Origin of the sequence: Variovorax sp. WDL1, from assembly GCF_001541225.1 — a bacterium.
In the GTDB taxonomy this organism is placed as follows: domain Bacteria; phylum Pseudomonadota; class Gammaproteobacteria; order Burkholderiales; family Burkholderiaceae_C; genus Variovorax.
Genome location: NZ_LMTS01000332.1, coordinates 1 through 12,787 on the forward strand (window position 1 = coordinate 1; position 12,787 = coordinate 12,787).

13 protein-coding genes are annotated in these 12,787 nt (G+C 69.3%); 5 read left to right on the plus strand and 8 right to left on the minus strand.

The genetic code is table 11. From position 1 onward, the window contains the following. Positions 1 to 705: ESPR domain-containing protein (locus tag APY03_RS45455; RefSeq protein ID WP_198161376.1), on the minus strand; the 705-nt coding region annotated here is incomplete at its 3' end. Between the two features lie 271 nt (positions 706 to 976). On the opposite strand from APY03_RS45455, the gene APY03_RS37735 reads away from it, so the two are divergent. Then, positions 977 to 1,735 (plus strand): SDR family NAD(P)-dependent oxidoreductase, encoded by a 759-nt coding sequence (locus tag APY03_RS37735; RefSeq protein WP_068685644.1) that lies wholly within the window; start codon positions 977 to 979, stop codon positions 1,733 to 1,735. Between the two features lie 51 nt (positions 1,736 to 1,786). Here the strand turns inward: APY03_RS37735 and APY03_RS37740 are convergent, their stop codons facing one another. Continuing rightward, a complete protein-coding gene (locus APY03_RS37740; protein ID WP_232081134.1) occupies positions 1,787 to 2,689 on the minus strand; it encodes a LysR substrate-binding domain-containing protein in 903 nt (300 codons plus the stop codon). Positions 2,690 to 2,815: 126 nt separating this feature from the next. Here APY03_RS37740 and APY03_RS37745 point away from each other — a divergent pair, with 126 nt between their 5' ends. Together APY03_RS37745 and APY03_RS37750 are read left to right on the plus strand one after the other, a co-directional pair. Then, on the plus strand, positions 2,816 to 3,796 hold the full coding sequence (locus tag APY03_RS37745) for a tripartite tricarboxylate transporter substrate binding protein (protein WP_068685625.1): 981 nt from the start codon (positions 2,816 to 2,818) through the stop codon (positions 3,794 to 3,796). Between the two features lie 8 nt (positions 3,797 to 3,804). Continuing rightward, positions 3,805 to 5,220 (plus strand): FAD-dependent oxidoreductase, encoded by a 1,416-nt coding sequence (locus tag APY03_RS37750; RefSeq protein WP_068685627.1) that lies wholly within the window; start codon positions 3,805 to 3,807, stop codon positions 5,218 to 5,220. A 19-nt stretch (positions 5,221 to 5,239) separates the two neighbouring features. Here the strand turns inward: APY03_RS37750 and APY03_RS37755 are convergent, their stop codons facing one another. Both APY03_RS37755 and APY03_RS37760 read right to left on the minus strand, forming a co-directional pair. After that, positions 5,240 to 6,397, minus strand: a complete 1,158-nt coding sequence (locus APY03_RS37755) for a DUF2272 domain-containing protein (protein ID WP_232324563.1) — start codon at positions 6,395 to 6,397, stop codon at positions 5,240 to 5,242. A 29-nt stretch (positions 6,398 to 6,426) separates the two neighbouring features. Next, positions 6,427 to 7,737: an amino acid deaminase gene (locus tag APY03_RS37760; RefSeq protein WP_068685632.1), complete on the minus strand. Its 1,311-nt coding sequence runs from the start codon at positions 7,735 to 7,737 to the stop codon at positions 6,427 to 6,429. 210 nt (positions 7,738 to 7,947) lie between these two features. On the opposite strand from APY03_RS37760, the gene APY03_RS42165 reads away from it, so the two are divergent. Together APY03_RS42165 and APY03_RS37765 are read left to right on the plus strand one after the other, a co-directional pair. Continuing rightward, on the plus strand, positions 7,948 to 8,115 hold the full coding sequence (locus APY03_RS42165; RefSeq protein WP_180988646.1) for a hypothetical protein: 168 nt from the start codon (positions 7,948 to 7,950) through the stop codon (positions 8,113 to 8,115). Then, positions 8,106 to 8,951 (plus strand): M23 family metallopeptidase, encoded by an 846-nt coding sequence (locus APY03_RS37765; RefSeq protein ID WP_068685634.1) that lies wholly within the window; start codon positions 8,106 to 8,108, stop codon positions 8,949 to 8,951. Before APY03_RS42165 ends, APY03_RS37765 begins: the two co-directional genes overlap by 10 nt. A gap of 3 nt (positions 8,952 to 8,954) precedes the next feature. Here APY03_RS37765 and APY03_RS37770 read toward each other — a convergent pair whose 3' ends face one another. From APY03_RS37770 to APY03_RS37785, 4 genes are all read right to left on the minus strand, one after another. Continuing rightward, entirely contained in the window at positions 8,955 to 10,292 is a 1,338-nt protein-coding gene (locus APY03_RS37770) for a type II toxin-antitoxin system HipA family toxin (protein WP_068685636.1), read from the minus strand. A gap of 3 nt (positions 10,293 to 10,295) precedes the next feature. Beyond that, the gene (locus tag APY03_RS37775; protein ID WP_068685640.1) at positions 10,296 to 10,538 is read right to left on the minus strand and encodes a helix-turn-helix domain-containing protein; all 243 of its coding nucleotides are present in this window, start codon (positions 10,536 to 10,538) and stop codon (positions 10,296 to 10,298) included. A gap of 128 nt (positions 10,539 to 10,666) precedes the next feature. Then, positions 10,667 to 11,419: a lipoprotein-releasing ABC transporter ATP-binding protein LolD gene (gene lolD / locus APY03_RS37780; RefSeq protein ID WP_083944881.1), complete on the minus strand. Its 753-nt coding sequence runs from the start codon at positions 11,417 to 11,419 to the stop codon at positions 10,667 to 10,669. Further along, on the minus strand, positions 11,412 to 12,668 hold the full coding sequence (locus APY03_RS37785; protein ID WP_068685642.1) for a lipoprotein-releasing ABC transporter permease subunit: 1,257 nt from the start codon (positions 12,666 to 12,668) through the stop codon (positions 11,412 to 11,414). The genes lolD and APY03_RS37785 overlap by 8 nt, the downstream gene beginning before the upstream one ends. Between the last annotated feature and the right edge of the window lie 119 nt (positions 12,669 to 12,787).

The following is a 12,787-nucleotide window of genomic DNA, read 5'->3' on the forward strand; positions in this document are numbered from 1 at the left end:
ACCGCCGCCGCCGCCGCCGTACTTGAAGGTGGCATCGGTAGCACCGCCCAAGCCCCCGGCACCACCCGTGCCACCGGAAATCGACCCGCTCGCTGAATTGCTTACGGTACCGACCCCAGTAAGAAACCATCCGAAACCGCCACCGCCTCCGCCTCCGCCCCCGCCAGCAACAGGACTTACGAAGAGCCCGTCGCCCCCGCCGTTGCCGCCGTTCTGCCCATTGCCGCCCGTGACCTGCACGCCGTTGTTTGCGTGGGCGTCAGTGCCAAAGCTGCCGCCCAACCCTCCGTACCCGCCCGGGAAGACCACTGTATCGACAAACATCGAATCGGCCCCTCTGCCACCGAGGCCCCCCGTACCTGTGGTCAGATTGGCGCCACCGCCACCGCCACCGCCGCCCCCGGTCCCCGTCGGCGGAGTCGGGGCGACGGTCCGCTCTGCGAACACACCCGGATCGGTAGCCCTGCCGCCTTCACCGCCACCGATGGCGCATTGCCCGTCGTTTTGCCCGCAGCCGCCGCCACCACCACTGGACCCTACCTGCGCCTGTGCGGCAGCAGAACCTGCCACGGCACCGAGCACGAGGAGGGCTGCTCCGACCACCGTGCGTGAGCGGCTGCGCTTGCCGCGCGCATGGATGTTTTCGGGAGCAGCCACCCAGGCGTTGAGCGCGGGATTCCAAAGACTGCGGTGCATTCTGTTCATGGGCGGGGGTCTCAGGTTGTCCAAGGACCACGCGCGATGCGCGTGGCGTGCATGACCACCTGAAAGGGCGCTAATCCTCTCCCCCCATGCAACTTTGGAAGCCTCACGCCCCAGCTCATGACGGAATCTGGCGGTCGGCAAAATGCTAGAAATCATTCGGGTTGGCGCAGAACTCTTACGACAAAAAACCAGAATGAATTCGGGCCGAGCTTGGCCTGTCCTGTCCTGAAGACGTGCGGCGCGGATGCCGAAACCGGGCGACACTCGCCGCATGTTCGATCTCAAAGACAAGACAGCGCTCGTCACGGGTGGCAATGGCGGCATCGGCCTGGGCATGGCGCGAGGCCTGGCGCAGGCCGGCGCCCGCGTCGTGATCGCGGCGCGCAATGCGGAAAAGTCGGCCGCCGCGGTCGAGGCCCTGCGCGCCCTGGGCAGCGACAGCTTCGCGCTGGCGGCCGACGTGAGCGACGAAGCCTCGGTGCAGCGCCTCGTCGACGAGGCGGCCGAGCGCTGCGGCCGGCTCGACATCCTGGTCAACAACGCCGGCACCACCGTGCGCAAGCCGGTGGACCAGCTCGCGCTGTCCGAGTGGCACCAGGTGATGGACACCAACCTCACCAGCGCCTTCCTGTGCTGCCGCGCGGCCTACCCGCACCTCAAGAAGGCCGGCGGCGGCAAGATCATCAACATCGGCTCGATGATGTCGATCTTCGGCGCTCCCTATGCGCCGGCCTACGGTGCGAGCAAGGGCGCGATCGTGCAGCTGACGCGCGCCATGGCGGCCTCCTGGGCGCCCGACAACATCCAGGTCAACGCCGTGCTGCCGGGCTGGATACGCACCGAGCTGACCGACGGCGCACGCGCCCAGGTGCAGGGCCTGGAGGATCGCGTGAACGCGCGCACGCCCGCCGGGCGCTGGGGCGCGCCGGAGGACCTGGCGGGCATCGCGGTCTTCCTGGCAAGCCCCGCCTCCGATTTCGTGACGGGCACGGCGATTCCTGTCGACGGGGGCTACTCGATCGCGGCCTGACACGGTGGCCGTGACTGCGGCGGCATCGCAGTCGCGCGGCCGTGTTCGGATTCAGCGCTCGATGCGCGGCGGCGGGAACGTCTTGAGCGCCTCGTCCCACGCGCGGTTGAATGCCTCGCAGAAGGCCCCCTGCACCACCGACATCGGTCGGTACCGGTTGCGGATGATGCGAACCTCCAGCCGTTCGCTGGTCTTGAAGGGCCGCACCGCGAGACCGGTGAATGACTGGCCCGCAACGGCGGCGCGATCGATGACGGCGATGCCGGCGCCCGCCTGGGCGAACCAGCAGGCGGTGGTGGCGGAGCGCACCTCGATGTCCAGGCGCAGTTGCGCGGCCGCCTTGCCATAGGCGCGGCGCAGGCTCTGGCCGTAAGGCGTGCCGGCGGGCGAGGTGATCACGCGCTGGCCCCGCAGGTCGGAAGGCGTGACCAGGGCCTTCGCGGCCAGCGGATGGTCCTCGCGCATCACGCAGGCCAACCCACAGGTGTAGCTCTTGACGGTCACCAGATTCGGATGCTCGTTGGGCAACAGGCCGATCGCGAGATCGGCGGAGTGGTCCAGCAGCGCATCGACCATGATGGGCGACACCAGGACTTCGATGCGGCTCTTGAGCAGCGGAAAGCGCTCGTAGAGCAGGGCGACCGCTCGCGGCGCGAGGTGCGATGCCAGGCTGGCCGAGACGGCCAGGCGCAGCGTGCCGCTCTCGGGTCGGGCCAGTGTTCGCGTGATGTCGCGCACGCGCTCGACGCCCCGCCAGAGGTTCTCGATCTCGGCGTGCAGCTGCTGCGCCTCGGGCGTCGGCACGAGGCGGCCCTTGACGCGCTCGAACAGGGTCAACCCGTTCTGGCGCGCCGCATGCGCGAGCAGCTTGCTCACCGCCGGCTGCGAAACGTGCAGCAACTCGGCCGCCCCTGCCACGCTGCCGGTGAGCATGACGGCGCGAAAGACTTCCATGTGTCGCAGGTTCATAACCAGAGGTTAAGACATGGACATGTCTTTTCATTTGCCCGCCGTCCGTGCGCGCCGAACAATGTGCATGACTCCCGTGGCACCGGGGGAGACAAAAGATGGAGACAAGCCATGACGAAGACGAACATCGGCACTGCGCGTCGGCGCCTGCTGCAGGCCGCGGCCCTGATGGCCCTGGCGCCCTCGCTGCATGCTCAGGGGTTCCCGAGCAAGCCCGTGCGCATCTACCTGCCCCAGCCCCCCGGCGGCGCGGCCGACCGGCTCGCGCGCGTGCTCGGCGAACGGCTGGAGGCGCGCTGGAAGCAGTCGGTCATCATCGAGAACAAGCCCGGCGGCGGCGTGGTGATCGGCACGCTGGCGACCGCGCGCGCGGCGCCCGACGGTCACACGCTGGGCTTGCTGGGCAGTTCGCTCAGCATCAACGCCGTGCAGCGCAAGGACCTGCCCTACGACAGCGTGAAAGACCTGCAGCCGATCGCGCGCGTGGGCTACTACACGGTGGCGCTGGTCGCGGCGGCCGACTTCCCGGCCAACAACATCCCTGAGCTGATCGCGCTGGCGAAGAAGCAGCCCGGGAAGCTCTCGTTCGGCTCCAACGGCATCGGCACCTCGGCGCAGCTCGCCGGCGAGATGCTCAACCACATGGCCGGCATCCAGCTGCAGCATGTGCCCTACAACGGCGCGGCCAAGATGTACACCGAGATCGTGGGCCGGCAGATCCCGATGGGCTTCTCGGTCGCCAGCTCGGCAGAGACCTTTGTCAAGAACGGCCAGCTCAAGGTGCTCGGCGTGACCAGCGCCAGGCGCAGCCCGCTCTACCCCGACTGGCCGACGATCGCCGAGACGCTGCCGGGCTACGAGGCCGTCAACTGGGCCGGCTTCGCGGCGCCGGCCGGCGTGCCGCGCGACATCGCGCAGCGGCTGGCCGACGACATCGCGGCGGTGCTTGCCATGCCCGAAGTCGCCAAGGCCATGGCGGAGATGGGCGTGGAAGTCTCGCCGCAGGGACCGGACGAATTCAAGGCCTTCATCCAGAGCGAGATCCGGCACTTCGCCGAAGTCACCAAGCCGCTCGGCGCACCGACCAACTGACATCACCCATGAACGACGACCACACCTACACCTTCACGCGCCGCATTCCAGCCGGCGACAGCTACGACCTCGTGGTGGCAGGCGGCGGCCCCGCAGGCACCGCAGCGGCCGTGTGCGGCGCGCGGCTGGGCCTCAAGACCCTGCTGGTCGAGGCGACCGGCTGTCTGGGCGGCATGGGCACCTCGGGCCTGGTCGCGTCCTTCGGGCCGGTGGCCGACGGCGAGCGCATGCTGGTCGGTGGCTTCATGAAGGAGCTGCTCGAAACCATGTGGGCACAGAAGGCCTTCGGCCCGCACGTGGTGCCCGAGTTCCTGAACGCACAGCTCAATCGCTGGGTCCCGTTCAAGCCCGAGCACCTGAAGCGCATCCTCGACGACTTCGCGGTGTCCGCTGGCGTGGAGCTGCGCTTCTTCACGCGCGTGATCGAGGCCGACAACAGCGGGCGGCGTGTCAATGGCGTGGTCCTGAGCAATGTGGAGGGCCTGCGTTATGTGCGCGCCAGAACCTTCGTCGACGCGACCGGCGACGCCGCGCTCGCCGCGCTCGCGGGTGCCGAATGCAAGGTGGTGCTGCGCGACACCGAGACGGTGGCGCCGAGCACGCTGTGCTCGCTGCTCGGCGGCATGCACTGGGACCATCCGGCCTATGGCAGCGACTGGCGCGGCATCGATGAGGTCAAGAACCACACCAAGACCGAGCTGCTCGCCCGCGCCATCGCCGACGGCCACTTCACGCAGGAGGACCGATTCATGCCCGGCATGAACAAGATCGGCGAGCGCACCGCCACGCTGAACGCAGGCCACGTGTTCAATCTGAATCCGCTGTCCAACCGCAGCCTCTCCGACGGGATGGTGTTCGGCCGCAAGCTCGCGGTGGAGTACATGGAGTTCTATCGCAAGTACGTGCCCGGCTGCGAAGACCTGGAGCTGCTCGCCACCGCGCCGGTGATGGGCGTGCGCGACTCGCGCCGCATCGTCGGTGAATTCGAGCTCGGCATCGAGGACTTCCGCAACCGCCGCCAGTTCGCCGACCAGATCGCGGTCTACAACCGCCCGACCGACGTGCATCCGACCGACACCTCGAAGGCGGAGTACGAGCGCTTCCTGAAGGACTTCCACGGCAAGGACAACCTCGGCCGCGGTGGCAGCGTAGGCATCCCGTACAGCATCCTGGTGCCGCGCGGCTCCGGCAATTTGTGGGTCGCGGGACGCTGCCACTCGAGCGACACCAAGGTGCACGGCTCGATCCGCGCGCAATCGGCGGCCTACATGATGGGCCAGGCCGCCGGCACGGCGGCGGCGCAGTCGATCGCGACCGGGCAGCCGGCCTGCGATCTGGACACGCGGGTGCTGGTCGAGCGGTTGAGGGAGGCCGGGGCCTATCTGCCGCAGACCACACTGTCGTCCGCGATGACGCGCGACTGATCGCCGCGCGCCGCGGGCGTCAACGCCATTGCAGCAGCAACGACCAGGGCTGCCGGCTCATGTGGCGATCGACGCAGGCCGGCGCGACGGCGTCGCAGCCCCGCCGGTAGCTCGGGTCGAGCGAGCGGGTGCCGGGCGCAAAAGCCAGGCGCCGCAGGCTGACGGACTGCAGCACGTTGCCGCCGATGGCGTCGAAGCTCGCTGAATCCACGCCCACCACCACGTCGCAATGCATGGGCAATGCAGCGCCGCCTGTGCGGCGGGTGGCCAGGATGCGGCCGAGGCCTTCGAAGTCCGCGAGCCCTTCATCGTCGCTGCGCGCATGGCAGACCAGATCGCCGACGCGCGGCGGCGTGCGCGCGAGATCGCAGGCGCGCATCGCATAAGGCGTCGCCAGGCCCTGCGCCTCGTCGAGGCCGGCCTGCCACGCGGCGCCCGCGTAATCGGCATGCGCTTCGGAGAAAGCGAACTCCCGCGGCGCGAGACCGGCCTCGCGCGCGAGCCAGCTCACGAAGGCGGCGGACCAGGGCGTGTCGATCACGGCGACGCGGTCCACGGCGGTCTGCAGCGCGCGCAGCTCGTGCGATGCCAAGCCTTGGTCGGGCCCCACGCCCAGACCTTGCAGGCGGGCCGCGGTCGCCTGGTCGAGCGCCTGCCGAAGCAGGCCGCGATCGGCCGGAAGCCATGCGCCGAACGCCACCTGGGTGGGAAGCCGGCCGTCCTGCGCATCGACCGCCTGCCAGTAGCCCATGACGCGCTCCCAGGGCGCCGGAACGCGCGACGGCCTGCGTCGCGCCTCGGCTTCGGAATAGCCGGATTCGATGAGCCGGCCTTCGGCATCGAGTGCCTGGCCGCCGAAGGCTGCATGCTCCTGCCGGGCCGCCGCGGCCAGGGCCAAGGCGCGGGGCGGCGGCGCGGACCGGACCGCGGTGTCCAGGCACAGGGGGCCAGCGCGGCCGGCCGCACAGGACAAGGCCAGCAGCGCGACGGCCGCGCTTGCAAGCCATCGTCGAAACGCGGGGAGGAGGCGGGGCGCGGCAGGCATGCTGACCGGCACTTTAGCGGGCCGGCGGCTCTGGCCCCAGCGCAGACTCGCAACCCTGCACGCCCGCCGTGGCAGCGGCCCTACCCCGCCCGGCTCAGCATGCGCCCCGCACGCGCCGGCACCGGCGGCCACCTTCTGCGGCAGGGAGTTCGTCATGGCCATCAGAAATGGATCGAGACCGCATCGCTCACGCGGTAGTCCTCCTCCACCACCGGCATCCAGCGCCACTTGTCGAAGGTGGTGCAGGGGTGCGAGATGCCCAGGCCGATGCGGTCGCCGACCACGGGCGCCTGCCGCGAATCGGCATCGTCCCAGCGCAGGTAGGCGTGCTGGTCGTTCAGGCCGGTGATCTTCCAGTCGGCGGGCACGCCCTTGGGCACCAGGCTGCCGCGCGCGGCGCGCGCGATGGGTACGGGCAGGGAGAGGTCGAAGGAGAGGTCGCGCTTGCCCACCCCGAGGATCGCAAGCCCGGGCTCGGGGCGCGACTGCACCATTGCCCAGACCTCCATGGCAGGGCGCAGGCTCCCGCCCTCACCTTCGCCGCATTGGCAGCCCAGGCGCTGGTCCACCGCGCGGAGCATCCGCTTGTAGAAGCCATGATCGTGCGTGACGTAGCAGCCCGAGCGCAGGATGCCGCGCACGCTGCCCTTGAGCGCCGGCTTCAGCCGGCCGGCCACCAGGTCGAAGATGGCCGAGCCGCCGGCCGAGACGATCACCTCGTCGCCCTCGAACAATCCCTTCGCATCGCAATGGCGGGCCACGGATTCGACACGGTCCATCAGCGCATCGGCGTACGCGGTGTCGGGGCCGGTCTCGCCTGTGGCGGCCAGCCCCTCGTAGCACTCGATGCCCACCAGGCGCACCGCAGGGCTGCGGTGCAGGGCGGTGGCCAGCGCGAGGGCCTCCTCCTCGTGGCGGCAGCCGGTGCGTCCGCCCTGGACGCCGACCTCCAGCATCACCTCGAAGGGCAGGCTCTCGTGATGGCGCTCGCGCCACGCTTCGATGAGCGCGAGCTGCGCCAGCGAATCGACCAGGAACACGACCCGCAGATCCGTGTGTTCATGCAGCAGCAGCTGGATGCCCGCCAGGTCCTCGTCGTTCACCACCTGGTTGGCGATCAGCGTGCGGCGCGCGCCGGCCGCCACGCCGACCGCGAGTTGCGTGACGGTCGCGAAAGTCAGCCCCCAGGCGCCGGCATCGAGCTGGCGGCGGAAGAGCTGCGGCGACATGGTGGTCTTTCCGTGCGGCGCGAGGTCGATGCCCCATTCCCGCACGCGCGCCTGCATCCAGGCCAGGTTGTGCTCGAGCGCCTCGCGCTTGAGCACGGCCAGCGGCAGCGGCAGGTTGCCGGCCAGCACATGCCAGCCGGCTTGGCCGATCTCGCTGCGGCGCCTGGGCGGCTGGGTATGCGGGTAGCCCTTGAAGCGGGTGTCGAAGAGCGGATCGAAAAGCTGGTCGTCAGTGGTGGTCATGGGTCAGGTCCCTCGGATGCTGGCGTTGAAATGGCCCTCGATCGCTCATCGGCACCACGCTTGACCTGGCGTTGGCGTCGAGGTGTAGAGAGGCTCGTGAACATGCTGCATGATGGTGCGACCAAGGCCGCGATGGCATCCGATTCTTCCAGGATCGGTGAAATCGGCTCTCCCGATTCTTTGCCACCATTTCCAAACCCAGGAGTTCCCATGCCGCTCGAATACCCTGGCGTCTTGCCCAAGGCGTCGGACCGCCGGATTCGCCCCCTCTCGCCCGCCTTGCGCGCAGGCGACCTCGTCCATGTCTCGGGCCAGGTGCCTGCCGATGCCAACGGCGAGGGTGGCCTGCAAGCCGAAGGCCTGAGCCCATGCACATGAAGCGCCGCGATGCCCTGCTGGGCGCACTCGGTCTGATCGCCCTGCCGGCCGCCCGCTCTGCCGAACAAGCAGCGGTGTGGCCCCGCGACTTGCATGTCCCCGGGGGCGTGGCCCGGCTCTCGCTGGGCCCGGCCGCTCGCCGGCCGCAGGCCCGCACCCTAGAGGACGTGCCGCTGCTGGTGCTGGGGGATGTCATCGAATGGAGCGCGCTGGTGGGCATCCCGCTGTCCGCGCAGCCGGGCGAGGCTCGCATCAGCGTGCTGCGCGAGGACGGCAGCGCCCGCGAGCTGCCCTACGTCATCGCGCCCAAGCGCTACCTCGAGCAGCAACTCAAGGTCGCGCCGGGCCAGGTCGATCTCTCGGCCGAGGACATGGCGCGCTACGAGCGCGAGCGCGCGCACCTGCAAGGCGTGATGGCCACCTTCAGCGAGCCCCCGCCCCAGGGCGAGCTGCGCATGTTGGTACCGGTGCCGGGGCGCCGCTCCAGTTCCTTCGGCCTGCGGCGCGTGTTCAATGGCGAGAAGCGCAATCCGCACAGCGGCATGGACATCGCGGCGGCCACGGGCACGCCGGTGAAGGCGCCGCTGGCAGGACGGGTGATCGACACCGGCGACTACTTCTTCAACGGCGGCACGGTGTGGCTCGACCACGGAGGCGGACTGCTCACGATGTACTGCCACCTGAGCGGCATCGATGTGAAGGTGGGGCAACTGGTGAAGGCCGGCGAGCGCTTCTGCGCGGTGGGCGCCACGGGACGGGTGACGGGCCCGCATCTCCACTGGTCGGTGATGCTGAACCGGGCGATGGTGGATCCAACCCTCTTCCTCGAGGCCTGATCCCTAATCCCTGGGCATCGCCTCCAGCGCTGCCGCGGACGCGGCGAGCCCGCGCAAGATGGGCTGCGCCACCTTCGCCGGAAAACCGGCCGGCAGCTGTGCCTCCATGCGCGCGAGGACGCCGGGCGTGCTGTCGAGCAGGAAGCCGACGATGTCCTCGGCGTCCGCGCCATGACCGCACAGGCGCGCCGTGACATTGAAATGGCGCCTGCGGATCGTCGACCTCCGGTAGTGCTTGTTCTTCCCGGTCATGGCCATCGCCAGCGTGGCGTCATGGCGGGAGAACTGGTTGGGCCCCGCGCCCTCCACCGGCCAGATGGACATGACGTCATAGAGCGGCGTGAGCCGCAAGCGCCCTTCCGGCAACAGGTGGATGCTGAAGTTCTTGGCGTGGCCGTCGGGTGCGGCGAGCATCCAGAAGATCAGCTGCGCAGCGAGCAGGGTCCGCAGGTCCTCGCGCGCTCTGACCGATTGGCGCAGGATCGTGGCCAGGTCCAGCAGGCCAGGGCCGCCGTCCGCCTCGTACTTCAGGTGCGAGGGCACGCCGAGCGCCTGGCAGAAGTCTTCCTGCGGCAAGCGCATGAGCCAGCTTCCCGAGGAATGCAGCTGCCGGTCGCAGCGCTCGACGGCCAGCACCTTCTGCGCGCCGAAGCCGAGGATGGCGCAGCGCGGCACCGGAAGTCCATACGCCTGGAGGATGTTCAGGCAGAGCCATTCGTTCTCGACCGAGGTGCTGAAGTCCGCCTGGCGATGCCCCACGAGCCCCAGCGGAAGCTTCAGGATGTGCGTCGTCGGCGTCGCGCCGTGCGGCCGCATCCACTGCTGGTCGTGCCACAGGAGCGCGGTCTTCTCCTGCGCGCCTGCCAGCGAGATGCGCAGCACGTCTTCCTCGCCGGGCAAGCCACCGAGGCGGCCCGGCGTCACGGTCTGAAGAAGCAGGGCCTCGACTTCGGCCGGCGACATCGGGGTGCCCGAGATCTGCCGAAGGTCCGTGGGCGCCTCGTCTTCCGCGAGCAGTTGGATGGCACCGACGCAATCGCGTCCGACGGCCTGCAGCAGCGCGAAGGCGTCCGTGGACGCCGTCCCGAAGCGCGTGGCGAGACGCTCGCGGATGGAGCGGCTGTCTGGCAGCAGGTTGTCGAAGTAGCTGTTGACGACCTGGCCTTTGAGCCCGTGCGCCGCCAGCGGAAGCGACAGCGACAGGGGGCGCCCGGCCGGCGAAGCCATCCATGAGGGGTCGTAGACGAGCTCGGGCTCGCCGCGCGCGGGGATGCGCCAAGCTCCGACCCGCTCGCCGTTGGCCCATATCGACAGGGCCTGCGAATGCGACCTCCGGCCCACGGCTCACCATTCCTGCGCGGGGGGCGCGTCGGACCTGGACTGGACGATGAGCTCCATGCCGAGCAGGCCGAAGAGCGCGAGCAGTTGCTCGAGGTTCACCGATTCCGGATGGAGCTCCATGTGCGAGATGCGGCTCTGGCTGATACCCATGCGCTGGGCCAGCTCGGTCTGTGGCAGACCGGCAGCGCGGCGCCCGGATTTCAACAGCGGGCCGAGTTGAGAGGGTGAGGAGAGGACCTGGCGCATGGCAGTGGCCTTGGGACGAGCAGTCCGCATATTACCCACATGATGAGTAAACGCGAAATACCCGCCACATTGGTAAACCCCCTTTACCCAGCAGACGGGCAAAGGGGGGCCACCAGGAACACCGCAGCCTACTGGCCGTTGTCCAGCCGACCCGCCGCCAGCCGCAACACGCGGTCGCAGCGCCTGGCCAGCCCCTCGTCGTGCGTGACCACTACGAAAGCGGTGCAGCGCTCGTGCGCCAACTTCAGCATCAGCGCGAACACGCCGTCGGCGGTGTTGCGGTCGAGGTTGCCGGTGGGCTCGTCGGCGAGCACGCAGTCGGGCTGCGTCACCAGCGCGCGCGCGATCGCCACGCGCTGGCGCTCGCCGCCGGAGAGCTCGGCCGGGCGATGATGAACCCGCTCGGCCAGCCCCACGGCCGCCAGCATCGCGGCGGCAGCCTCGGCGGCCTGCTGCGGCGGCATGCGGCGGATCTTCAGCGGCATCGCCACGTTGTCCAGGGCGCTGAACTCGGGCAGCAGATGGTGGAACTGATAGACGAAGCCCAGATGCGCGTTGCGCAACCGGCCCTGCTCGGCCGCGTCGGCATGCGCGATGTTCTTGCCGTGCAGTTCCACGCTGCCGGCAGTGGGTGCATCGAGCCCGCCCATCAGGTGCAGCAGCGTGCTCTTGCCGGAGCCCGAAGCGCCGACGATCGCCAGCGTCTCGCCGGCGCGCACATCGAGATCGACTCCGTGCAGCACGGTGAGGTCGATGCGGCCCTCGTGAAATCGCTTGGCCAGGCCCCTTACCTGCAGCACGACCGGCCGCTCCGAGGCGACAGCGGCCTCTTCGGCACTCCCCGCGGCGACGCCGGTGCCCAGCGGCGCGGCTTTATTCATAGCGCAGCGCCTCCGCCGGATTGACGCGGCTCGCGCGCCAGCTCGGATACAAGGTGGCCACGAAGGACAGCGCCAGCGAGATCAGCGCGATCGGCAGGATGTCGCCGCGCTGCGGATCGCTGGGCATCTTGCTGATGAGGTAGATGTCCTGCGGCAGGAAGCGCGCGTTGAAGAGCCGCTCCAGCGCCGGCACGATCACGTCGATGTTGTAGGCGATGCCCAGTCCCAGCAGGAGCCCGCCCAGCGTGCCGATCACGCCCACCATCGCGCCCTGCACCACGAAGATGCTCATGATGCTCTTCGGGCTCGAGCCCAGCGTGCGCAGGATCGCGATGTCGGCGCGCTTGTCGGTCACCGTCATCACCAGCGTCGACACCAGGTTGAAGGCCGCGACCGCGACGATCAGGGTGAGGATGATGAACATCATGCGCTTCTCGACCTGCACCGCCGCGAACCAGGTCCTGTTCTGGCGCGTCCAGTCGCGGATCAGGAACTCGCCGGGCAGCGTGACGGCCAGTTCCTCCGCCACCTCGCGCGCGCGGTGCAGGTCCTTGAGCTTGATGCGCAGGCCGCTCGGCCCTTCGAGCCGGAACACGCGCGCGGCATCTTGCTCGTGGATCATCGCCAGCGCCGAGTCGTACTCGTAGTGCCCCGAGTCGAAGGTGCCGACCACCGTGAACTGCTTCAAGCGCGGAACCACGCCGGCCGGCGTGACCTGCCCGCCGGGTGCGATCAGCGTGACCTGGTCGCCCACCTGCACGAAGAGCGAGCGCGCCAGTTCGATGCCGAGCACGACGCCGAACTCGCCCGGCACCAGCTTCTGCAGCGTGCCCTTCTGCGCCGTGGTGGAGATGTCGGTCACCTGCGGCTCCAGAGACGGCTCGATGCCGCGCACCAGGGTGCCCTTCATGTCCTCGCCGCGCGCGATCAGCGCCTGCGCGGCGATGAAGGGTGCGACGCCCACCACACTGGGGTTCTTGCGCGCCGCCGCGGCGATGGCGTCGATGTCGGCGAGCGCCTGGCCGTCGCGCGAGAGGATCTCGATGTGCGAGATCACGCCGAGCATCCGGTCGGTCACCTCCTTCTGGAAGCCGTTCATCACCGAGAGCACGATGATCAGCGCCGCCACGCCCAGCGCGATGCCGAGCATGGAGACGCCGGAGATGAAGGAGATGAAGCCGTTGCGCCGCGTGGCCCGGCCCGCGCGCGTGTAGCGCCAGCCGAGTTGCAGTTCGTAGGGGAGAGGCATAGGAGCGGAATTGTGGCATCCGCGCCCGGCCCGTTCCGGAATGGCCCCTCGTACGGCGTGCCTCGGGTATCAGGCCCCACTCACCATGGCTCGGACGGCGTAAGAGGACCCACCTCGAC